The organism is Paenibacillus sp. FSL M7-0656 (genome assembly GCF_038003225.1).
GTDB classification, from domain to species: Bacteria; Bacillota; Bacilli; order Paenibacillales; family Paenibacillaceae; genus Paenibacillus; species Paenibacillus amylolyticus.
On record NZ_JBBOOT010000001.1, the window covers coordinates 6,113,020 to 6,136,518 of the forward strand.

At 45.4% G+C, this 23,499-nt stretch carries 19 protein-coding genes; 11 read left to right on the forward strand and 8 right to left on the reverse strand.

What is annotated here, in order from left to right; all coding sequences use genetic code 11:
- Positions 1 to 11: 11 nt before the first annotated feature.
- Both MHI01_RS26840 and MHI01_RS26845 read right to left on the reverse strand, forming a co-directional pair.
- A complete protein-coding gene (locus tag MHI01_RS26840; protein WP_340984540.1) occupies positions 12 to 569 on the reverse strand; it encodes a DUF1697 domain-containing protein in 558 nt (185 codons plus the stop codon).
- Positions 570 to 603: 34 nt separating this feature from the next.
- A complete protein-coding gene (locus tag MHI01_RS26845; protein ID WP_076318787.1) occupies positions 604 to 1,254 on the reverse strand; it encodes a hypothetical protein in 651 nt (216 codons plus the stop codon).
- Positions 1,255 to 1,587: 333 nt separating this feature from the next.
- Between MHI01_RS26845 and MHI01_RS26850 the strand changes: the two genes are divergently transcribed.
- Complete coding sequence (locus tag MHI01_RS26850) at positions 1,588 to 3,222, forward strand: DUF1593 domain-containing protein (protein ID WP_340018069.1); 1,635 nt, start codon at positions 1,588 to 1,590, stop codon at positions 3,220 to 3,222.
- An 85-nt stretch (positions 3,223 to 3,307) separates the two neighbouring features.
- On the opposite strand, the gene MHI01_RS26855 is transcribed toward MHI01_RS26850, so the two are convergent.
- The gene (locus tag MHI01_RS26855) at positions 3,308 to 3,871 is read right to left on the reverse strand and encodes a TetR/AcrR family transcriptional regulator (protein ID WP_076252779.1); all 564 of its coding nucleotides are present in this window, start codon (positions 3,869 to 3,871) and stop codon (positions 3,308 to 3,310) included.
- A complete protein-coding gene (locus MHI01_RS26860) occupies positions 3,864 to 5,078 on the reverse strand; it encodes an MFS transporter (protein ID WP_340984541.1) in 1,215 nt (404 codons plus the stop codon). Before MHI01_RS26860 ends, MHI01_RS26855 begins: the two co-directional genes overlap by 8 nt.
- A gap of 219 nt (positions 5,079 to 5,297) precedes the next feature.
- Between MHI01_RS26860 and MHI01_RS26865 the strand changes: the two genes are divergently transcribed.
- Entirely contained in the window at positions 5,298 to 6,104 is an 807-nt protein-coding gene (locus MHI01_RS26865; protein WP_036617433.1) for an alpha/beta fold hydrolase, read from the forward strand.
- Positions 6,105 to 6,129: 25 nt separating this feature from the next.
- The gene (locus MHI01_RS26870) at positions 6,130 to 7,113 is read left to right on the forward strand and encodes a sensor domain-containing diguanylate cyclase (RefSeq protein ID WP_315371476.1); all 984 of its coding nucleotides are present in this window, start codon (positions 6,130 to 6,132) and stop codon (positions 7,111 to 7,113) included.
- A gap of 130 nt (positions 7,114 to 7,243) precedes the next feature.
- On the opposite strand, the gene MHI01_RS26875 is transcribed toward MHI01_RS26870, so the two are convergent.
- Entirely contained in the window at positions 7,244 to 8,731 is a 1,488-nt protein-coding gene (locus MHI01_RS26875; protein WP_315371475.1) for a DUF1565 domain-containing protein, read from the reverse strand.
- Between the two features lie 102 nt (positions 8,732 to 8,833).
- Between MHI01_RS26875 and MHI01_RS26880 the strand changes: the two genes are divergently transcribed.
- Positions 8,834 to 9,490 carry a DUF2625 family protein gene (locus tag MHI01_RS26880; RefSeq protein WP_338706714.1) on the forward strand — a complete coding sequence of 219 codons (657 nt, stop codon included), beginning with the start codon at positions 8,834 to 8,836 and terminating at the stop codon, positions 9,488 to 9,490.
- Between the two features lie 151 nt (positions 9,491 to 9,641).
- Here MHI01_RS26880 and MHI01_RS26885 read toward each other — a convergent pair whose 3' ends face one another.
- The gene (locus MHI01_RS26885) at positions 9,642 to 10,982 is read right to left on the reverse strand and encodes an MFS transporter (RefSeq protein WP_340984542.1); all 1,341 of its coding nucleotides are present in this window, start codon (positions 10,980 to 10,982) and stop codon (positions 9,642 to 9,644) included.
- 285 nt (positions 10,983 to 11,267) lie between these two features.
- Here MHI01_RS26885 and MHI01_RS26890 point away from each other — a divergent pair, with 285 nt between their 5' ends.
- Entirely contained in the window at positions 11,268 to 11,651 is a 384-nt protein-coding gene (locus tag MHI01_RS26890; protein ID WP_340984543.1) for a VOC family protein, read from the forward strand.
- A 76-nt stretch (positions 11,652 to 11,727) separates the two neighbouring features.
- Positions 11,728 to 11,910 (forward strand): hypothetical protein, encoded by a 183-nt coding sequence (locus tag MHI01_RS26895; RefSeq protein ID WP_282320593.1) that lies wholly within the window; start codon positions 11,728 to 11,730, stop codon positions 11,908 to 11,910.
- A gap of 173 nt (positions 11,911 to 12,083) precedes the next feature.
- Here MHI01_RS26895 and MHI01_RS26900 read toward each other — a convergent pair whose 3' ends face one another.
- Positions 12,084 to 12,914: a hypothetical protein gene (locus tag MHI01_RS26900; RefSeq protein WP_127550115.1), complete on the reverse strand. Its 831-nt coding sequence runs from the start codon at positions 12,912 to 12,914 to the stop codon at positions 12,084 to 12,086.
- A 373-nt stretch (positions 12,915 to 13,287) separates the two neighbouring features.
- Entirely contained in the window at positions 13,288 to 15,939 is a 2,652-nt protein-coding gene (locus MHI01_RS26905; protein WP_340984544.1) for a cation-translocating P-type ATPase, read from the reverse strand.
- A gap of 309 nt (positions 15,940 to 16,248) precedes the next feature.
- Here MHI01_RS26905 and hcp point away from each other — a divergent pair, with 309 nt between their 5' ends.
- The 5 genes from hcp (at position 16,249) to MHI01_RS26930 (ending at position 23,251) form a co-directional block, all read left to right on the forward strand.
- Complete coding sequence (gene hcp / locus MHI01_RS26910; RefSeq protein ID WP_340984545.1) at positions 16,249 to 17,541, forward strand: hydroxylamine reductase; 1,293 nt, start codon at positions 16,249 to 16,251, stop codon at positions 17,539 to 17,541.
- Positions 17,542 to 17,837: 296 nt separating this feature from the next.
- Entirely contained in the window at positions 17,838 to 19,247 is a 1,410-nt protein-coding gene (locus tag MHI01_RS26915; RefSeq protein WP_340984546.1) for a PTS transporter subunit EIIC, read from the forward strand.
- Positions 19,248 to 19,474: 227 nt separating this feature from the next.
- Positions 19,475 to 21,100: a helix-turn-helix domain-containing protein gene (locus MHI01_RS26920; RefSeq protein ID WP_340984547.1), complete on the forward strand. Its 1,626-nt coding sequence runs from the start codon at positions 19,475 to 19,477 to the stop codon at positions 21,098 to 21,100.
- 102 nt (positions 21,101 to 21,202) lie between these two features.
- A complete protein-coding gene (locus MHI01_RS26925) occupies positions 21,203 to 22,219 on the forward strand; it encodes an ABC transporter substrate-binding protein (RefSeq protein WP_340984548.1) in 1,017 nt (338 codons plus the stop codon).
- Positions 22,220 to 23,251: an NAD(P)/FAD-dependent oxidoreductase gene (locus tag MHI01_RS26930; protein ID WP_340984549.1), complete on the forward strand. Its 1,032-nt coding sequence runs from the start codon at positions 22,220 to 22,222 to the stop codon at positions 23,249 to 23,251.
- Positions 23,252 to 23,499: the final 248 nt, after the last annotated feature.

Genomic DNA, 23,499 nt, shown 5'->3' on the forward strand with positions numbered 1-23,499 from the left:
ACCTGTCTGTATTATTTCTCTGCTGCTGTTTGCATCAGGGCATAGATCTTACGTGTGGTATTCACATTTCTAACCGTCATATAGGCATATACTTTGGATCCCACAAGCTTGTTCATGCCACTTTTGGATGCATCTTCTCTGCTGACTGAGTATAAAATCGCTCCGGGAACATAGATTAGTGTGCCGATTTCCGGTTTGATGGGCAGTTGGTTCAGCACGGAGGGATCATTGATCTCATCCCATAGGAACATCACATCACTTTTGGCTGTGTCATCATTAACCCATTCTTCTGGCAGCGCCTGAATAACGCTATGGATTTCATCCATATTCCGCACCATTACCCTGATCTGTAAGCCAAAATCGGCGGCGATGGCCTGTTCTAACACATGGGATATCTCCCTATTTGCATCGGCACGTTCCTGATGATCGGCAAAAATAATATTGCCAGAATTGATGTAGGTAACGACATCCAGCATGCCTGCTTGTTCAAACGTTTCTTTCAGCTGTTTCATATTGATTTTATTGTTCCCGCCTACATTAATGCCTCGTAACAAAGCCACATAGATCATATGGGCGCCCCTCCAATTCCTTCAATTCACCGTTTTAACAAAAGGACAGATATTCGAACAGATGAGCAGTATACTCTTCTCCCAACAGATCTTGCAATAAAGGTTCCACTTGCTCCAGATACTCGGGCTTGGTTTCATAGGTTTCTTCATCTTTTACTTCTCCGGCATAGGTGCGCGCCGCTTCAATCAGGATGGCTAGTGCACTGAAAAAGTCTGACAGCGAATCAGCAACACGGTTTGGTTCTCCACCTGTAAAAGCGGCATATACGGGAGAGTTTGGTGCTTCCACATCTACAATTAACGGATCATCGTTAAAGTTTGCGATGACAACGTGATTTTTTGGCCAAGTGGAGGACTCTTCATAAGGTTCATTCATGCCAATCCAGCGGAATCCCAGTTGCTGACGAAGCAGATGTTCAGGTGCGACAAAGGAAATCAGTGCGGCATCACCGATTTCGACGGCGGCATTTTTCATTTTAAGTGTACCTTCCGCATCCGCATCCATCATTTCATAATGACTGTACAGATACTGAAGTTCTGGAGAAAGAGCTATTCGTGTATCCACTTCCGGCTGGTGATGTTGTTCGCGGGGACGCAGATCATGATTTTTGAAAAGTCCATAAGCTTCATTATATAAATCCTGCTGTTCCACCAAACGGCTCAAGGCCGCATCCAGTTGTTGCATGATGTCTGAGTCCTCCTAATAACATTGATATAATAACAGGCCGATTCGTTTGATTCTTGGCTATAAGCATTATACTATATCAAAGATAAATTCAAAAAAACATTTGAATACGTTTACATTAATGAGTGGACATGATATACTTTCACTCAAATAAGGATTGTTACTGCTTCGGGCAGGCAAAACCTGAACAACACTATGCGTGGACTTTGTTCCATTCATAATGTTGTTCGGGTTTTTTTGCATTCTACGGTCCATATTAAGGATAGAAAAACAGAGGACGTACTTATTTCCAACCCAACTAACATCACGCTGTACAGAAGAAAGGGGAGCATTATGAACAAGAGAAAATGGTTAAACGGTTTTGCCGCAGGTTGTCTCAGTATCATCTTGGTGATTAGTGGATGCGCATCCAAAGCGCCACAAACCGCGAGTGACACACCAAATCAGGCGACAGAACAGACAGAGAATGAAACCCAGGAACCTGCAAACAACCAAGCTGCCAAAGGCAGAACGGTGATTACAACCGACGGTGAAGTGGATGATATGAACTCCGTCATTCGTTTCCTCTTATATTCGAATGAGATGGACCTTGCCGGAATTGTACTGACCAGCTCGGTGTATCATTATGCTGGAGACGAGGAAGCAGGGATCAAGCCGTTCCGCTGGACAGGCACACAGTGGGTGTACGATATGATCGATGCCTATGGCGAGATCTACCCGAACTTATCCAAACATGCGGATGGGTACCCGGAGCCGGAACAGCTTCGAGCGATGACCAAGATCGGTAATATTTCCGATAAAGGGGAGATGGAGAAGGAAACCGAAGGTTCCGAGTTCCTCGAAACTCTTTTCCTCGATGATGACTCCCGAGACCTGATTGTTCAGACATGGGGGGGCACCAATACCACAGCCAGAGCGCTAAAATCGATTGAAGAACAGTACAAAGATACGGCCGAGTGGGATACGATTCGCAAAAAAGTCAGTGACAAACTGGTCCTGTACATCATCCTCGATCAGGATGACAGCTACAACGAATACATTGCGAAGAATTGGCCGGATATCCGTATTCTCAACGACCAATCAAACTTCTGGCATTTTGCCTATGCATGGAAGATGCATGCCGAAGAAGTGAACAGTAAGCTTCATGGCGACTGGATGGTCAAGAATATCCTGAACGGACATGGCAAGCTGATGGATATGTATGCATCGATGGGTGACGGCAAAATGATCGAAGGCGAACTGGCCGAAGAACAACGGGGAAGTGCTGAATATCTCAAGAACAATCCGCAATATGACAAGTACGATTTTATATCCGAGGGTGACTCTCCTTCCTTCTTTTATCTGATTGATAATGGGCTGCGCAGTATGGAAGACCCTTCCTACGGCGGTTGGGGTGGACGCTTTGGCGTTGTGAACGACAAGCTGTTTAGAAACAATGTGCTTGATTACGATCCGTACACCAAACGCTATGAAGCCGAATACTCTCTGATGAGATGGTTTGACGATGTGCAGGATGATTTTGCAGCACGTGCAGACTGGGCAGTTGCAGACACTTACGAAGGTGCCAACCATAATCCGTCTTTAACGATTAAGGAAGGGGTGGATCTTAGTGTTAGTCCTGGGGAGGAAGTTACTCTTCACGCGGAGGGTAAAGACCCGGATGGAGATCAACTGACCTATACGTGGTGGAGATATTTCGAAGCGGACACTTATGAGGATTCCAAAGTAACACCGAACAAAGTTCAGCCTGAAATGGCGGGTGACCTGCAGCTTGGATTGCATCGTGAACTTGCAAAGGATGAGCAGGTGGATACGATAAAATTACAGGGCAGTGACACCGAAGCGGTGACATTTACCGTTCCTGACGATGCCAAATCGGGTGATACCCTTCATATCGTTGCCGAAGTACAGGATGATGGAGAGCATCAGTTGAAGCATTATCAACGTGTGATCCTAACTGTGAAATAAAGAAATAGAGGGGCTATCCTAAAAGTCATCAACATGGCTGGTGGGACGCCCCTCTTATTTTTGTAGTCTGATCGTAATTGATCCGTTAACGCTGGATGCCTGACCAGAAGACTTTCCAGGTGATCGCCAAAGCTTGTTCATAGGATTGCCGTGTCTCATACACGAGCTGTATATCCAATCCATCCATCACGGTGACAAAAGCTACGGTGGCTTCTTCCGGACTCAGGCTTATATCGGAATGTCTGGTGAATACGGCTGCCAGCTCTTCTTTCAATGTCCCGAGGTACGTTCGATACTGGGCTAGCACAAAATCATGCACCTCCAGCGGTGTGATAAAGGACAGGATATACATAAAAGCGACGTTTGGATGAGTCAGAAAGCGATTTTTGTGTTCATGCAAAAAGGCATATAGCTGCTGATCCAAAGTTTGGGTAACAGACTCGCTGAAGAATTGGCGTACAAACTGTTGTTCCTCCTGCACAACTTCCTCATATAACTCCAGCAATAACGCTTTTTTGGATGAATAATGATAAGCCAGGGATTGCTTGCGAATGCCTGCCTCTTCGGCAATCTGCGCCATCTTGGTCCCCTCGTAACCCAGACGATTAAAATGTTGAATGGCAATTTCCTTGATTCGTTTTTTACTCAATGTCTACCTCCAGTTGGCGAGCTGTATACCTCTGCTGTTTTTGGGAGTATACCAAATATAACAAGATATATACCACAAAAATGCCTATAGAGATAGCATACACCACCGTATAGGAAAATGCAGAAGCCACCACGCCCAGGATCAACGAACCACCACCAATTCCGAGGTCAAAGAAGTTAAAGAAGGAAGCCATCGCACTTTCGTGCTCATGTTCTTCTACAAGATTCACACACCAGGTCTGAATGGCCGGGAATATGGCACCAAAACCAAAGCCATATAATGCGCCGGCGATCAGGAATTGCACATCACTCTGGGCGATAATCAGAACCAGTAGCCCCGCGATTGCAAACACGGCAGAAGGTAACAACACGGAACCTGGTCCCCATCGATCAAACATTTTCCCCGAAAATAGTCGAACGGCGAAGCTGGCGATGGCGACGATGAAGAAATACCAGGCTATATTCTCAAACCCTCTTTCGGCAGCAAATAAAGCCACAAAGGACATGATTGAACCGGCTGCAATACCAACGAGCATAATGAGAAGGGAAGGGAAAAGTACCTTCTTTTCAATCAGTTTCACCGAAGGGACATGAGTTTGCATAGACTCGCTACTACCTCCTGTTTTCGGCTTTCTGGATACAAACACAGTCATCAGGAGAGCTAACAGCAAAATGCACATACCTCCCATAAACAGGCTCTGGTAGTCGTACCTAAACAACAGGCTTGTTCCAATCAAAGGACCGATGGATATAGCGACCGTCTCCCCTACGCCGAAATACCCCATACCTTCTCCCCGGCGATCTCTTGGTATGTTTTCAGTGGCAATCGTTGCAAAATATGTCGTTGCCAAACCAAATCCGAATCCGTGGATCACTCGAAATACAAGAATCATCCAAATACCTGACGATAGGTAGTATGCGCCTGTCATTAATGCACAGATAGTGATGCCGATAATCAATAGATATTTTTTATCTATTCGAGCTGCTAAAACAGAAGTGAAGGGTCGAATCAAGATGGCAGAAAACATAAATACGCCGGTAACAAGCCCAATTTGGGAGGCTTCGCCACCAAGACTTGAGACAAACAAAGGCAAGGTGGGAAGCAACATTTCAAATGCCATAAACAATAATGCGTTGGCTAACATGATAAATAGGAATGATCTTCCCCAGAGTTGCTGAGGTGTAGAGCTATGTGTTGAAGTACTCATGGTTTTCCTCCGTAATATTGATCTCTGTCGCGCGACATGTTGAACTGATTTTACCTGACGATAGTCAGGTTGTAAAGCGCGTATTCAGAGCAGGGGTTCATGATTTTTTGGTGGATGAGAGAAGTTATTAATTATTTTTAATTCATATCCCAACATTTTCCGGTATAATAATCAGATAAAATGATTCAAGTGAATACTACCTCGGAGAGGTGATATGTAGTGACTGTTGATATACTTGTAAGAAATAATGTTAAGGTACTTGGCTCGGGTAGCCAAACGATTGTATTTGCTCATGGTTTTGGATGTGATCAGGATATGTGGCGTTACATTATTCCAGGTTTTATGGAGAACTACCGAGTGGTGTTGTTTGATTATGTTGGATCTGGCGAATCTCAAATTAACTATTATGATGCTATCAAATATAGCAACCTTCAAGGATACGCCCAGGATGTGCTGGAAGTTATGGAAGCGCTCGAACTAAAGGACACCATATTTGTCGGGCATTCCGTCAGTAGTATGATTGGTATGCTGGCATCGATTCAGAACCCCAAATATTTCAAAAAAATTATAATGTTAGGGCCCTCCCCACGTTACGTGAATGATCTGCCGAATTATTATGGAGGTTTCGATCGGAATGATATCGATGAATTACTTGAGATGATGCAGATGAATTTTATTGGGTGGGCGAGTTATCTGGCACCCATTGTGATGAACAATCCGGAACGGAAAGAGCTGACGGAAGAGTTGGAGAAAAGCTTCTGCTCCAGAGATCCGCATATTGCGAGACAATTTGCCGAAGTGACGTTTTTATCGGACTGTCGTATTGATCTGGAGCAGGCAACTGTGCCAACATTAATTCTTCAGTGCTCGGATGACAGTATTGCCCCGGTAGAAGTAGGGGATTATTTACACGCTCATCTGAAGAATAGCCGATTGCAACAGATGACGGCCAAGGGACATTATCCGCATCTAAGTCAACCGGAAGAAACCATCCGAATGATTAAGGATTATTTAACGAGCGCATAAAAAGCGGAAGAAAGGCAGTTATTCCATGGATATACAATTAGATCTGGCTCCCTGTGGATACTTCTCTATCTCTGATTCGGGCGTCGTACAGTCGATTAATCAAACTATGCTTACGATGCTTGGATATGAACGCGATGAGCTCATAGGGCAACATATTGAATCCACCATGTCGGTGAGCAACAAGGTGTTTTTCCATACGTATTTCTATCCCTACATCCAGTTATATGGACATGTGGACGAGATGTACTTTACGTTCCGTACCCGTGATCAGCAGGCTGTTCCTGTTCTGCTTAACGGTGTTCGCCAGACCCGTAACGGGGAAAGCGTGGTAGATTGTGTTGTTGTAGTCATGCGTAAGCGAATCGAACATGAGAAGGATATTTTGCATACCAAAACGAAGCTACAAGAGTTGTATCAAGCGACGCAAGAAGCGAACAAGGAGCTTGAACGACTGCATGAGGAATATAAAATTAAAGAGCAGGCGTTAATCAAAGTAAATGATCAGTTGGAAACACTGGCCTCCACCGACTTGTTGACAGGATTGAAGAACCGCAGGTTTTTCCAGGAAAAAATGCTTGAAAGCTTAATGATGTTCCAGGAGAAACAACGTTATTTCTCCCTGCTGGTTGTGGACATTGATCATTTCAAAAGCATTAATGATACGTACGGACATCCGATCGGAGATCTGGTGCTCGGCAATCTGGCAGGGCTGCTGCAAACGGTATCGCGAAGTACGGATGTGGTTGCACGTTACGGTGGAGAGGAATTTGTTGTCATTCTTCCAGATTGTGAAGAGGAGCAGGCGATTGGTATCGCAGAACGATATCGTTCACAGGTTGCTTCAGCCGACTGGGGTGAATATAACATTACTGTGAGTATCGGTGCGGCCACTGTAGTAGAGGAAGATACGGAAAAGACCTTGTTCCAAAGAGCGGACAACGCCCTGTATGCCTCCAAAACCGGAGGACGAAACCGGGTGACACATGCAGCTCAGATGGTAAAAAGTTAAGAATTGGATTGCATCAAAAGAAAGCAAAAAGGAGCCTGTGCATGATGAGGAAGATGATCCCACATGCACAGGCTCCTTTTATTTGCGTGAAATAGATTGACTACGTTGAGATGGCAGACTCAGGGTTAATTTATCGCGGAGCAAGGTAACCATACGCCTTAGCCGGAGAGTTCGCCTGAGGACGAAAATCTTCGCTCGGTTCATCCATAAATGCCGGGTTCACATATATGGAGTGTGCATCATTGCCAGATCCCTTGATGTAGGCGGCAATGCCGGAGTAGGCTTTATTTTTCCAAACCCACAGGGCATCTTCCTGCTCACCTGGTGAGTAATAGACATTATGGTCAAACACATTGCCGGTATTGCTAGTATATTCGTTGTATATCAGTACTTCCGAGCTGCCTGATACGAGAATGTTACGCATGAACGTATTGTTCTTTGTCCGTGACTGCATGAATAACTGTCCATTGCCTGCACTCAGGGTATCATTTCCCACAAGTGTATTGTACATAATCTTGCTATCCTCGGTAGCTCCTCGTTCCTCGTCATAACCTCCCATGGCAATACCCGTCAATCTGTTGGAATAAATCAGGTTATCACGCACGGTAATGTTGCTGGTTGAACGTCCGGCATGCTCTGAGGCAATCTCAATTCCGATATCGCTCCGATATACCCGGTTCTGGTCGATGATATGATCTTTCCCGCCATCTACGTAGATGCCGCCGGCCGAGTTGGTATCATTGGGCAGGTCTGTACCGTAGGAGGGATTGTTATTGGACGTAATATCGTATACTTCGTTTCCTCGTACAATGCCGTTCCGAGCCTGATCGTACGTGTCGTCCTCGGACGTACCCTCGTACCCGATCAGATCAATACCAATATTGTCGGAATCATGGATGATATTGTCCTGGATGGCAAAGGTATCAACATTACCGTTGACTGCGAGTGACTCGCTTGAACCAAGTGTAAGATCATACAATTCATTATCCTTGATGATGATATCGCGTAAAGCTTGAGGGTGCTCTGTGCCATATATGGCAATACCGTGGGCATCCCTGCCCCGCAAATCGGGACCTTCAGGAGTTGCGTAACTAGCGATCGCGTGTATGGTGTTGTCTAACAGCTGAATATGCTCACCTGCTCCGTGGACATAAATCCCGGTTGGAACTTGGCCCCCAAGTGTGGTCGTGAAGTTACGAATTTCGAGATTTTGAATCGTGATATAACTGGCATTTTCAATTTCAATTAACCCTTCAATGCCCCGGACAGATAAACCTTTACCATCAATGATAACCTGCTCCTGAGGATAACTTGAAAATAGGGTTGGATTAGCGGAAGAATTACCGCTCCGGGTGATTTTGACTTTCTGATGATAGACACCTTCACGCAAATAAATCGTGCTTCCTGGGGAAGTATGGTCGGCTGCGTGCTGCAACGTTTTCCACGGAGATTGAATGGTTCCTTTATTCGAGTCGTTTCCTTGGGGTGATATGTAATGGATGACCTGGGGATCAGACTTTTGAACAGAAACGGGTTCCTTCATGGCAGATGTATGATTCTGACAACCGGATACAAGCACCATCAGAATCGGAATCATAAGTATAACTACGCGAATCAAATCGTTTCCCCCTTGAATTTAGCTTTGAAGATAGATTATAGCAGATTTGAACGGGTTAATAACCCATGATATGCTCTTATAAAATCAGCGAGGAGACTGCTCATGAATACATTAACGATAGCTGAATTAGTAGATCGGGAGAATCACGCATGGGAAGAACTCAAGGAACTCCTGGATAGTGGGCAAAATACATATGTGTATGTTCCAGCAAAACAAGAGGCTGGAGAGGATACCCTCTATCGTCTGCAAATAAGCACCAAATCCTATTTGGGGGCTGTTGCTTATGAGACAGAAGGTATTGTACTGGACCATGGCTGGATCACGTTGCTTGGTGCGGGTGGTGACAGTACATCGGGGAGTCTCACCAGTTGGAATGGTGTGAGTGAGCAACCTTGGGTAGATGTGCTGGAAGGTATGATGGTCGTTGCATATGATGCGGCAGGCGGTTTCTTCGGACTGGATACAGGCAAGTATGGCCGCACGGGACACATATATTATTTTGCACCGGATACACTCGAATGGGAATCGACAGAACTGGCATATTCAGGTTTCATCAACTGGCTGGCGAATGGTGATCTGGAGCAGTTTTATCGGACCTTTCGCTGGAAAGGCTGGCAAGAGGATATGTCTCAGCTCCAGACAGGACAAGTATTTGCGTATTACCCACCACTTTGGACGCAGGAAGGTGACGGCGAGAGCAGTAATAAAGCCCCAATTAGCATAATGGAGGCCTGGAAGTTCGCACTGGACGGTAAATAGTTGGCATGCTACTGTAGGATGAAATCAGGAAAGTAACCGGTAAGTTCAAGTTCATTGAGTGATCTACTTTAAAAAAACGGTATTCTGTTCCAAACTAAAAAAGGCTCGCGCTTGGCGCGGGCCTTTTTGTTCTGAACTTTAAACTCAATTATCAATTGTCCAATGTAACAGGTTTAATGCCTGAGCGTGAAGCTCTGCTATGCCAGACGGTCAACCCGAGTGAAACAACGCAGACGAGCAACAGACAAGCATACACCACATGATAAGCTTGCTCGACCGAGACTCCCGGAATGCTGTGCAGCAGCAGCCCACACACGGCTACAGACACCGAACCACCGAAGAACTGAATCAGTTGTAACATGCCCATACCGGAACCGATTTGCGCTTTGGGCAGCACACGTGACGCTTCATTATTCAGTGAAGCCATGGAGGCTGACAGTGCCGGTGAGAAAAAGAGATAACCACTGGTAATGATCAAGGCGGACTGATCCAGTCCGAGCATGAATAAAGCAAGTACCGCTGCGAGCAGGGTGTGTCCGATGATCATAAATCGCATATTGCCATAACGGTCGATCCAACGCCCGACGAAACGGGTGCAGAATGCTGCAACGATTGCCCCAGGAGCAATCAGCAAACCAATGGCGAGCGAAGAGCGTCCATATAGATCAGCGAGCACAAGCGGCATCAAAAACAGATTGCCCAGATTCACCACCAGCACGCAGAATCCGATAAGGATTAACCGGGTATATCCTGGCGTTCGGAACACTTGTGGATTCACAAACGGAAGACTTGCTTTTCGAATATACAGGAGATGTGCAACAAGTGAAATAACGCCCACGGCAAACCATAACCAGGATTGCTGGGTGATCGCGACGAGAAGTGTAGTGGCATTAATGACGGTTAGTATGGCACCAATAACATCGAACGGCTGATCTGTTTTGACTGTTTCCCGTGGAAGGAAATAGAGCAATACAGGCAGGGCGAGCAAGACAAGCACGGTTATGGCAAAAAGTCCGTTCCAGCCCCAGTATTCGCTAATGAGTCCGCCGACAATGGGGCCAAGTCCAAAAGCCATGGCGCTACCTGATGAGATCAGCGCGATGGCAGCTCCGCGTCGTTCCACCGGGATGTAACGACTTGCAATGACGAGACCCAGACCTGCCATAACTCCTGCACCCGCAGATTGCAGAATGCGTGTCAGTAACAAGATAGCGAAGTTATGCGCGAACAACCCCAGCAATGAAGATAACCCCAGGATCAGAAGCCCGACCGTTAACAGTTTGCGTACCGGGATACGGTCTGACAATCGGCTGTAGATCACCGTCGACAGGGCGTAACCAATCGAATAACTTGAGATGACCCAAGACCCCAGGTCCGAGGTAATCTGCAGATCATGAATAATGACTGGCAAAGAAACATTGAACATGGTGGTATTCATCACAACGATGAACAAACAGCATGTCCAGAGTGGCATGACAATTTTATCTTTCACGGTACCATTCCTGTCTTGGGTATGAATATGAATTCGGATAGAACTTTTAATAGATATTTGATGAAAAGCAATATATCATTTTACACCGAAATTTATAATATGGCAATAATGTCATAATAATTCGTTCAGATGTGATGAGCATAGTAAGATTTTAATAACAAACAATAGACGAATTTCCTGAATTTAACTAAAATGATCATTGAACATACATAAGCAGATGGATCAGCGGTTAGGTAACTAGATATGTAAGTAATTAGCATGTTTAAAATGAAGGAGATTATACCCATGACTCATGCATTATTAATGTCCCATAGCGTATTTCCGACGCTGGATATGAAGCGCACCGCGCAGTTTTATGAAGAAAAGATGGGCTTTCGAGTAGTTGAATATCTTGATGCCGCAAAACCTCACATCTGCCTGTATCGTGATCTGACCGAGATTATTTTAACCCAAAGCAATGGACAGAAAGTTATACCCAACAGAGAGTTATATGGTTATGGATATGATGCATATTTTATTACCAAGAACCAGGAAAAGCTTCAGCAGGAATTGATCAACGCCGATGTGAACATCGTACGTGTCCTCAATCATACAGACTATAATAACAAGGAGTTTGTGATCGAGGATATCGATGGACGATGGATCGCTTTTGGCATTAAACAGGGGTAATTAGATACAGAAAACGGATTTATGAATCACTAATGGTGTTCAAATTGATAGCGGAGTATGTGAGGGAGTTATCTATATGGTAGAAGGAATTTTTTTGCTGTTTGCCCAGATCGGTTTAATTATTGGAGTTGCGTTAATAGCATCCGGATTAACAAATGGTTCAAAAGGGAAAGAAAAGTTTAAATGGTCGGCGACATTTCCCACGGTATCCTGGGGATTATGTATCCTTAATTTGCGCTTGGCGGTAGTCATTTGCTGAGAAGACCGGCGCAGCTGCACATCGATACGGATAAGGCCGCACGTGCTAGTTCCGGATTTAGTACCGGTGCAGTATGACCATAATTTAGATTCAAATCTCTACAATCAGAAAACGGCGCTTATCTTAAAGATAAACGCCGTTTTTCTATGAAAATATGAAAATGGTTACATAGATTAGTGCACCTTCGCAGCAATATAAGCAGTAGAGCTATTATAAAAATTCTTATAAGTACCCAGATCCCAAGAGAAGGTACTTGGGTCTGAGATATTGGTGTTGATAGATGGTTGTTGTCCGTGTTTCTCAGACCATTTTCCCGTACTGTTCTGCAACATAAAGTGGAAGTCCACCACATCAATACCTACATCGACTTTGCCATTATTGTTGGCATCAATCCAGCCAACTCTATAAGCAATGCGGTGTTCTTCGTCTGTGACAGTAGCTGTTCTACTGGATAGAATTTTCCAACCAGGTTTAAAATACAGTCCATTCGTGTTTCCGTCTTTAACTACAAGGGCTGCTCCAACGCTCGAATTTGTAAAAAATCCTGTGTCATACACATTGGAAACCCCATCACCATCTCCCGGGTTCCAGAAGAAAGGTGCCTTTACCGAATATCCATAACAATTGACACCGCTTGAAGTGACTGCCGAATAAGGCCAAGCGTGACCGTAAGCTGACGCAAATGGCTGTACCATATCAATGTGTGGTGCCAGTTGTATGGTGATTTTCGGAGATACATCGGCATTAGGGTTATCCGGTAAAACAAGGTTTGTTAAGGCTTTGAGTTCCCCAACCGTAGTTTGGTTCCCTTCTTCATCAATAACAATTGTATTATCGCCTTGAAATTTTCCTGCTTTTGCTTTGGCTGTCCCTGACGTTTGAACTTCAGTGAACTTCTCCGTAGTGTACTGATCCGTAGTATCTGGCGAGGCCATAGCGACGGATGCCATACTCACATTAAATAGTAAAGTACAGGTAAGAGCGGCTTTGAAAATTTTCTTCACTTTAAAGATCGACTCCTTCTGTTGGAATAAACAAATAATAACATATAATTCCAATTAATTCCACATGTAGTGAATGAAAAAGAAGCCCAATCAGCTAATGAGAGGGCTACACCATTGGGAATTTTGACTGTCCTTCATCGTTCCTGGTTTCCGATCGTATCCTAGTTCCCGAATGGCAGCCGGTGCAGATGAGCATCTGTCCATCTGTTGATTGGTATATAGATATCAACTTAATGCTTAAATTTTTTGCGAAGATACCCTAGAAATCATCAGTATGGCTGAGAAGTGTACGCTTTGTCTGTGTAAAAAAAACTGTAAACAAACAGGCGCTCCGATAACGGGCGCCTGTTTGTGCATGTTATATCTACAAATCTTACGCCGCAGTAACTTGTTTACCGCGATTACGAATCCACTTGATGACATCCATCAGAATGACGGCGACAAGTGCAAGTCCGCCTGCAATCAGGAACTCATTCCAGCCGAATGTATCCGGGATGGCGAATACACCGCGAACACCTGGAATCAGTGTGATTGCATAGAGACACAGACATACCAGAATGGAGCCAAGCACGAATTTATTGGTCATGAAGCCCACTTGGAAGATGGTTTGTGTGTTGGAACGTGCTGCAAATGTTTGCAGACTGCGTGCGAGAATCAAGGTTGTGAAGGCCATAGCCACACTGATTTCCTCCGAGATGCCAAGTCCTATATATTGGGATACAATAACAGCCGCACCAATAAGGACACCACGTGTAATCACAGCCTGCAGGGTTCCACCTGCGAAGATACCCTCGTTAATATCACGGGGTTTACGCCGCATGACATCTGGCTCGGGTTTCTCTGTACCCAAAGCAATGGCAGGCAGGGAGTCGTTCACCAGATTGATGAACAGCAGCTGAAGGGCCGTAAATGGATTAACCCAGCCGACGATCAAGGCAAACAAAATGGCGATAATCGCGCCGAGGTTACCGGCGAACAGGTATGCGATGGCTTTTTTGATATTATCAAATACCATCCGTCCAACACTAACTGCATTCACGATGGAGACAAAGTTATCATCCGTCAGAATCATGGCAGCCGCATCCTTGGCGACATCTGTTCCGCTACCCATCGCTACGCCGATGTCGGCTTGTTTCAGCGCAGGTGCGTCATTAACTCCATCTCCGGTCATGGCTGCCACTTTGCCTTTACGCTGCCAAGCACGAACAATCCGGATTTTGTTTTCAGGAGATACCCTTGCGTAAACCGAGATATGTTCGAGTTGTTGATCCAGCTCCTCATCAGACATTTTGTCCAGTTCGGCTCCGGTAATGGCGAGGTCATCCGGTTCGGCAAGGCCGATATCCACACCGATCGCCTGAGCCGTTGTTTTGTGATCTCCAGTGATCATGATGGTGCGAATGCCCGCTTTTTTGGACTCTTCAATAGAACCGTATACCGCTTCACGCGGTGGGTCAATCATCGCTGTCAGGCCAACAAGTGTCAGATCATGCTCGTCATCAATGGTGACCTGGTTTTTATCATCGAATTTTTTGTACGCGTAGGCCAGCACACGGAAGGCACGTTTTGAGAAGGCCTCATTTTTTTCTTCAAATTGTGTGCGAATCTCGGGTGTGAGGGGCTGAACCTCACCGTTGATAAACACATGACTACAGCGGCTGAACAGCACATCCGGTCCACCTTTGGTCAGCAAGGCCGTCTGTCCCTCGAAGGTATGCACCGTACTCATGAGCTTTCGATCCGAGTCAAAAGGAAGCTCAGCTTCACGCGGGAACTGGTCACGGATTTCATTGTAATCCTTGTTCACCCGGTTGCTGAAGGCAATGAGGGCCACTTCGGTTGGATCACCCAATTCCTTGCCTTCCTGGTTAATATTCGAATCATTGCAGAGCACTGCAATATGTAACAGACGCCGTTCCTCTTCCGACCACTGATCGGGATCATCGGGGAATTCGTCCTTGGTGCCATGGGGAATGTAATAATCCACGACAGTCATCTTATTCTGAGTTAGCGTTCCGGTTTTATCCGTACAGATGATACTGGCAGAACCGAGCGCCTCAACAGCAGGCAGTCTGCGAATGATCGCATGTTGTTTGGCCATCTTATTTGTTCCGAGTGACAATACGATAGTCACAATGGAGGATAACGCCTCAGGAATGGCAGCAACGGCAACAGCTACGGCAAACATCAGTGCATTTACGATGGAAGGCCCGATATTCTCCGTACCTTCGGTCAACCATACACGACCGGCTTCGATGCCAAAGATGAGAATCGACAAGCCTAGGATGAAAAAGCCCAGTTTTTTGCTGAATGATTCCAACTTGCGCTGTAATGGTGTGTTCTTGGCTTCGGCATTTTCAATCAGTTCGGCAATTTTGCCGATTTCGGTTTTGAGAGCCGTACCTGTAATGACAAGCATGCCCCGTCCATATACGACGAGTGAGCCACTGAAGGCCATATTGCGACGATCTCCAATAGGCGCTTCATCCGGAATGGCATCGGCGTGTTTCTCCGCAGCTTCGGATTCTCCGGTCAACATGCCTTCGTTGATTTTCAGACTTCCTGATTCCAGGATACGCCCGTCTGCCGGGACATAATCACCTGCATCCAGCATAACAATATCACCGGGAACGAGTTCCCTCGCTGGAATGGTTTTTTTCTGCCCGTCACGAATGACCTTTGCTTCAGGTGCAGACATTTGTTTCAGCGCGTCAAGCGAACTCTCGGCTTTTTTGGTCTGCACTACACTGATCACCGCGTTGAGCAAAATAACCAGGAATATGATCAATGACTCAATCAGGTGTCCAAGTACAACCTGTACCGCGGCTGCAATCAGCAGCACGATGACCATCGGATCTTTGAAATTTTCGAGGAACAATTTCCAGACTGGTGTTGCATCTTTACCTTTTAACTCGTTATATCCTTCCGTTTCAATTCTCTTGGCAGCTTCGGAGGTCGTAAGTCCCTTGGAGGAACTCTGTACATCCTGAAGGGTTTCCTCCGCACTGTGTCTGTAATGTTGCAATTGACCAGCTCCTTGAATATTAGATTTCTCTGTGTATTACCCTTACGGGCAAAATCTAGAATCGTTTCATTTTCGTATTTTTTTAAGATTATGGATTTATACGTTTTTAGCTGTACACAGTATTTTTCATAATGATCCGAGATATGCCTTTTTTTGAATGTTATTATTTCCAGTTTGGATGATAGTCTGGAGAACCATATATAGATGTTGGATCAGAAACTGTGTGCACCATCACACTAGCTCATATCAGGGTCTGTTACGCTAATACATAACGAACTGCCTTAAATCTAAGTTTGGAGGGGATACCATATGTTTTGTTATCAGTGCGAACAGACGCCGAGTGGCGGGTGTACCGTGGTAGGGGTATGCGGCAAAAACGAAACAATCGCAAGTTTGCAGGATACGATGATTTTTGCGTTAAAAGGCATCGCTGCTTATGCGACACATGCACGCCAGTTGGGATATTCTGATCCTGAGGTGGATCGGATTACACATGAGGCATTATATATGACATTAACGAACTCGAATTTTAATGTACAGGAACATCTGGAGATGGCGATGAAGGTAGGTAATGCAGCAATCCGCATTATGGATGTGTTGGATCGTGCGCACACGGACCGCTTTGGTGTACCGCAACCGATTACGGTTAGCCAGAACCAGATTGAAGGACAGTGCATCGTGGTGACGGGACATAATCTGTATGCATTGGAGGAGTTGCTTCGTCAAACTGAAGGGAAAGGAATCAACATCTATACCCACTCGGAAATGTTGCCTGCGCACGGTTATCCGGCGCTGAAGAAATACGCCCATCTCAAGGGTAATATCGGCAAAGCCTGGTACGATCAAAGAAGACTTTTCGAACAATTCCCGGGTGCTATTCTTGCAACGACGAATTGTGTTATGCCGATCAAAGGCACATATGCAGACCGCTTTTTCTCCTACGAAGTGGCGGGTCTGGAGGGTGTGGCCAAGATCATGGATGATGACTTCTCACCCCTGATTGAACGTGCATTGTCTCTGCCTGCGGCTAATATACAGTCGGAGCAAGTCTTAACGACAGGATATCATCATGAGACCGTGATTGGGCTTGCGCCCGAGATTATTCAAGCGGTGAAAGACGGTCATATTCGTCGATTCTTCGTTATTGCAGGCTGTGATGCGCCGGGGAAAGGTGGTAACTACTATCGAGAACTCGCGACATCCTTACCGAATGATACCGTAATTTTGACCACATCCTGTGGTAAGTTCCGCTTCAATGATGTGGATTATGGTACGGTTGGAGACACGGGTATACCGCGTTATATCGATCTGGGTCAATGCAACAATTCCGGTTCTACAGTGAAAATTGCAATGGCTTTGGCGGATGCTTTTGGCTGTACTGTGAACGAGTTACCTGTCAGCATTGTGCTGTCCTGGTTTGAGCAAAAAGCAGTTGCGATCCTCCTTGGCCTGTTCAGCCTTGGCATTCAGGACATTCGTATTGGACCAAAACCGCCTGAGTTTATATCGGAAGGTGTCTTGGATGTACTCGTAGATATGTTTGGTCTGAAGTTAATTACAACGGCAGAAGAAGATATGAACGCGATGTTGGCACTGTCATAGGATGGGGATGTATATTTACGTGCATCGCCATCTGATGACTGCGAATGTCGGTTGTGAGTATGAAGAGTATGACTCATAAGTACAGATGGATAAGAGCCTACATAAAAGTAGGCTTTTTTGCTTTTTCGACTTTCATAGGTCCATATACCTTGTATAAATGAACATGAAATGTCAGGGAAATTAGTTTTTTTATCCTATTGAAGTTTTTTCATGGAAATGTGTATATAGATAGAGGCATATAGATCATAACACATCACAAAACACGGGTTTACCGTAACATGAGGAGATTGTACATAATGCATAACACACAGATTGAAGATTGGTTGAAACTCGCAGGTGGCAAGGAGAACATTAAGCTCGTAGAACATGATAAGGACACAACGACACTGGTGCTGAAGGAAAGTACACAATTGAACATGTCGGTTCTTGCCTCCGCAGATGTTGTAGCAGATATTCGGGTAACAGGTGAGCAGTGCCGTCTGGTAATAAGAGATGAATCTTCACTTATCTACAATACGTTACTGGGTATGAACGCTTGGGAATCTACAGGGACAGCGTTGCAGGAAGCGGGACACACGAAGAAGAACAGATTCTCCATCTTACATTTTGTATCCGATGTGTTCAGGCCCTTGATGCCTGCAATTCTCGGAGCCGCTGTTATTAAAATTATAGTCGCCATTATTGCGTTAATGGATACGTACAGTTCTGCGGACTCTTCTGCGTTGATGGACAGCCAGACCTTTACGATCTTCAGGATCATTGGAGACGGTGTATTTTATGTACTGCCTATATTGGTAGCAATCAGCACAGCTTATCGGTTGAAGAGCAATATCTATGTTGCAGCATCTATTGGCGGACTCATGTTTTATCCGGAGATGACCATGCTGATGTCAGGGGAAAAAGAGGTGCATTTCCTGGGTTTGCCACTTGTGTCTCAGCCTGCTTTTTACTCTACGCCCATCTGGGTCATTCTAACGATCTGTGCAGCCGCCTTCTTGGAAAGAGTCGTTGAACGATGGAGTCCAAAATTCTCCAAAGGGATGGTTGCTCCATTCCTGACGTTACTGATTCTTGTTCCGCTAGTATTGATGATACTTGGTCCAGTCGGAACCTGGATTGATGAGTATCTGCCGGAGGCATTGGATTCACTAGTAGCTAATGCTCCAGTGTTGTCGGTGATGTTACTGGGAGCTGTCTTCTCACTGATGTTAATTATAGGATTACACTACTGGCTGATTGCCATCATCATTAATGAAATGGTTATGAATGGTGGTTCTATGGTGATTGCTGCCATGTTAGTGGCGATTGTTGGACAAGCGGGGGCCGCGTTCGCAAACGGAATCCGCTCGAAAGAGCCAACATCCAGAAGACTGGCTTTCTGGGCTACTGGAACAGCCCTCCTTGGAGTGGTAGAGCCTGCATTGTATGCGGTCAACTTGAGAAAGAGATCCTCTTTCTACGCGGCATTGCTGGGTGGAGCTGCGGGTGGACTGTATTTTGGATTGTTATCTGTCGAGGCATTTGCTATGGTGGGGAATCCGAGCTTGATCAGCCTCCCGCTCTTCATCGAAGAGGGTAGCTTGAATCTGTTACACACTTGCATTGGTGTGGTTATTGCATTTGGTGTCTCAGGTGGACTAACGTATTGGATGGCAGGAAAAGGACAGGAACGGGGACAGGGGTCACCGAAAGCTAGTATTGATTAATATGTAAAACGTAGCATTGAAAAGTAGCATTAAAGTTGTAAGAAAGAGCTTGTACCTTATGGTGCGGGCTTTTTTGTTGTGTTTTTCTGATTAATGTAAGTATGGAATGTACAATCGCTGTCCACCATTTTATTCAAGCCATAGCTTGTTGGTTATGGAGTTGTCATGTATTTTGATATAGTGAAACCTATAAATCTGGATTACTAATCCCTTTGAAAGGATAACCTATGTCTGACAACATGGAATGGATTGCTCAATGGAAGTCAACGAATGCACTAAGCAACACATGGATAACGAAAGGCGAGCTGCATTACTTTCCCAGTCACACCTTGATATTTATCATTGATGGAAAAGCGATCTGGAATATAAATGGACACCGAGTTCACGTCTCCTATGGAGAATTAATTGCGGTTGAAGAGAACTCCGTAATGGAGGTCATTGAAGGTGGCAACCTGGATCTGGCAGGCTGGCATGTTCAGTTCGATACATATTCGGTGCAGCATGATAGACGGGAAGCTGAGAAGTTCGAATGGCGGTTACCGTCAGGAGAGGCGTATCAGAAAGTGCAGCTGTCCGGTGGAGGTCTGGCAAGTATCATTCAGCATTGGAGTGAAGTGCATACACCGGATCAGAGTGCAGAAAGAGTTGGCAATCAGCATTTGTTATATGAGTTGTTAAGTAATCTATATCGGAAACAGCCGGATGACGAGTTGAAGCCAGAACACGGTATACTTCGCTCCATTGACTACATGCAGCAGCATTATGATCAGGTCATTACACGTACACAGTTAGCTCAGATCGCCGGAATCAGTCCATGGCATTACTCCCGCAAATTTAGCGAGCGATATGGTAAGCCACCTCTGGATTATCTTGCACACTACCGGATCTACCGCGCGCAGGAAGAATTGATATTAACAGCTGCAACCTCACAGGATATTGCCAAAAAGTCTGGATTTGAAGATGCTCATTATTTTAGCCGACGATTCAAACAGTTGACCGGCGTATCACCTAAGATATATAGGCAGACGATGACGCAGCGCAAGATGGTGTCACTTTCTCCAATCTGTGCAGAAATTATGATTCATCTGGGTGTCATCCCCCATGCCGTAGTGGTTACCCCAATCCTGCTGTCCCCACATCATCGGGAACAATTTATAGTGCATGGAGTGCAGATGCTGGAGGTTACACAGTATGAGGTGGAGATAGAACTTGTTCGACAAGTTCAACCGGAGATGTTGATAGGAAACGTATTGACGGAAGAGGTCAAAAGGGAGCTGCGCACAATTGCACCGATTCTTACCGGACTTCATCAAGATGTAGAACCAATGCTCGATCAATTAGCAGCCTGGTTTCTTAAAGAAGATGAGGCTTATAGACTGCATCAGCAGATTAAACATGAAGTCAGTGTAGCTAAGCGACAGTTGCAACCCATCATCCAATCCGCATCCACAGTCATGCTGCTGAGGGTAGAAGCGTTTGGTTATCGATATCTGGGTGGGCATTCACACGGGGTATCACACTTGTTATATGAACAGCTTGAATTAACACTGCCGCAAGCACTGGATTCAGGTACAGCATGGTTTAACCCTTGTTCACTTGAACTGCTCACACAAGCCAATCCCGATTATCTGTTTGTGGAGAAGCGGATCATGCAGCACTTCGGCGCTGAAGAGAATATGAGGAAACTATGGGAGAGCCCGCAATGGAACGAGCTGAAGGCTGTGAAAAATAATCGGGTATTTTACGTAGATACTCACCTGTGGGTAGACGGTCACGGAATTACGGGACATACTCTGATTCTCAATCAGATCGTTCGCCATCTTACGGAACCTTTTCATGAGAGAGCACAATAATCCAACTGAATACGCACGATATGCTATGGAAGCAATACTTCTTATTTGATACTATTTGATAATAATTATCATTATCAATATACATAAGGGGCGAAGTATATCATGTCACGAAGATTCAAAGGGTTTGGTATCATGCTGTTGGTGATTAGTGTAATGCTGGCGGCATGTTCCGGTGGAACCAAGGAAGAGAACGCTACAGCTGGAACAGCAGGTGCTCCAACTGAAGGAGCAGCGAGTACTGCAAAAGAAACAGCGACTGAAAGTGGGACTAAGGTGGTGAAGGATCAGTTTGGAGAAGTAACGATTCCAACTCATCCTCAAAATCTGGTTGTGTTTGATTCGATCTATGCCGAGTATCTGATTGAGATGGGTGTTACACCCCAAATCGTTTTGTTAACTCCAGAAGTTGAAGCGGAATACCGCCCTGATTATTTGAAAGAACATGGGGTCCAGATCATTGAAGTTGAGCAATATCAATATAATTATGAGCAGTTGCTTGCGTTGTCACCGGATATGATCCTTGCAGCTGGCGAAGGTATGGAACAGGGCGTATATGATGAATTGTCCAAAATCGCTCCTACGGTGGCACTGGATGCCAACAGTGAAATGAAACGTGCTATGCCAAAGCTGGCTGCCATATTCGATAAGACTGAAGAATCTTCCAAAGTACTGGCTGAATTCGACGAGAAAGCCTCACAAGCGAAAGAGAAAATTGCGACAGCCCTGGGAGACAAGACCGTATTGGTTCTCCGGGTAGAGCACAATCGTTACCGTTTCATGGGTCCCAAAGGAGGAAGCAGCAGTGTTTTCTTCTATGATATCCTGGGTCTGAATAGTCCTGAAGCGATCAAAGACTCTACAGATTGGTTTAGCCAGTTCTCCCTGGAATTCTTGCCTGAGATGAATCCGGATTATATTTTCCTGGAAGACAGAACCCTCGTAGGTTATGACACGAAGAAATCCATGGAAGATCTGAAAGCAAGTCAAGTGTGGTCGAATCTGGAGGCTGTGAAGAATGATCATGTCTTCCCGTTGAAGACAAGCCAATTCGTATCGGGTGTGGGTCCGATTGGCTCTGTAAAATTGATGGACTATGTTGTTGGAAAGTTGGTGCCTTAAATGACTGTAGAGCCTCAACTGGATATTTATGATATTACCATCGTTGGTGGGGGACCTGCTGGAATGTACGCCTCCTTTTATAGTGGCATGAGAGCCATGCGTACCAAAATCATTGAAGCCAAACAGGAACTGGGTGGATTCATGCGTACGTACCCGGAGAAGCTGATCTGGGATGTGGGCGGGGTTGATCCGATTCGCTGTGAGAAGCTGATTGAATCGCTGGAGAGACAGGCGAGAACGTTCGATCCAACGATTGTATTTGGGCAGGAAATTGCCGAGCTTGAACGACGTGAGGACGGTGCATTTGTACTCATTTCCAAAACAGGCGAACGTCACTACACACGTACCATCCTGTTATGTGCGGGCAGAGGTATGACTCAGGTGCAGAAGCTGGATGTCGAGGGTGCCAATCGGTATGAGCTGACAAATCTGCACTATACGATAACCGACCTGTCCCGTTTTGCCGGGAAGCGTGTTCTGATCTCGGGTGGCGGCGATTCCGCAGTCGACTGGGCGAATGAACTGGGCAAGATCGCAAGTGAAGTTACGGTAGCACACAGACGTCATGAGTTTACCGGACACGAGTCGCCAGTTGCTCAGATGAAAGCTCAAGCCAACGTCATGACGCCATTTAACATCTCACGCTTATACGGTACAGGTGACAAAATCGATCGTGTCGAGCTAGCCCATGTAGAAACTGGTGAGATCACACATGTTGAAGTGGATGAAGTTGTCGTAAGCCATGGGTATGATCGTGATTTCGGTAACCTTGTGCAATGGGGACTGGCGCGGGAAGATTACGGCGTATCCGTTGATCAGCGCATGCGTACCAACATTCCAGGTATCTTCGGAGCGGGTGATTTCATCACTTATGGAAGCAAAGTCAGGCTGATCGCAGGTGCTTTTAACGATGCGGTGCTCGCAGTCAACAGTGCCAAGACATATCTGGAACCTGCTGCTTCCGATATGGCGGGTGTCTCTTCCCATAATGCCCGTTTTTATGAGAAAAACAAAGCTCTCTCCAATACGTAAAACTGCATATGCATAAAAGATAACATGTCCTAGCAAGAAGCCCGATTTGTGTCGAGATCTCTCTCAAACACGCATCGGGCTTTTTTGTGAGAAAATCGTGTGTTTTTCGTAATAAAAGAGAGATATTAAGGTTTATATCAACCAGATTTAAATAAGATATTTTGTCATAAAAACCGCGTTGCTGTTGAAAAGTTAGAACCTTTGACGAATGAAAGATTTCCCTCAACTATTAAATTATAATTATAGAA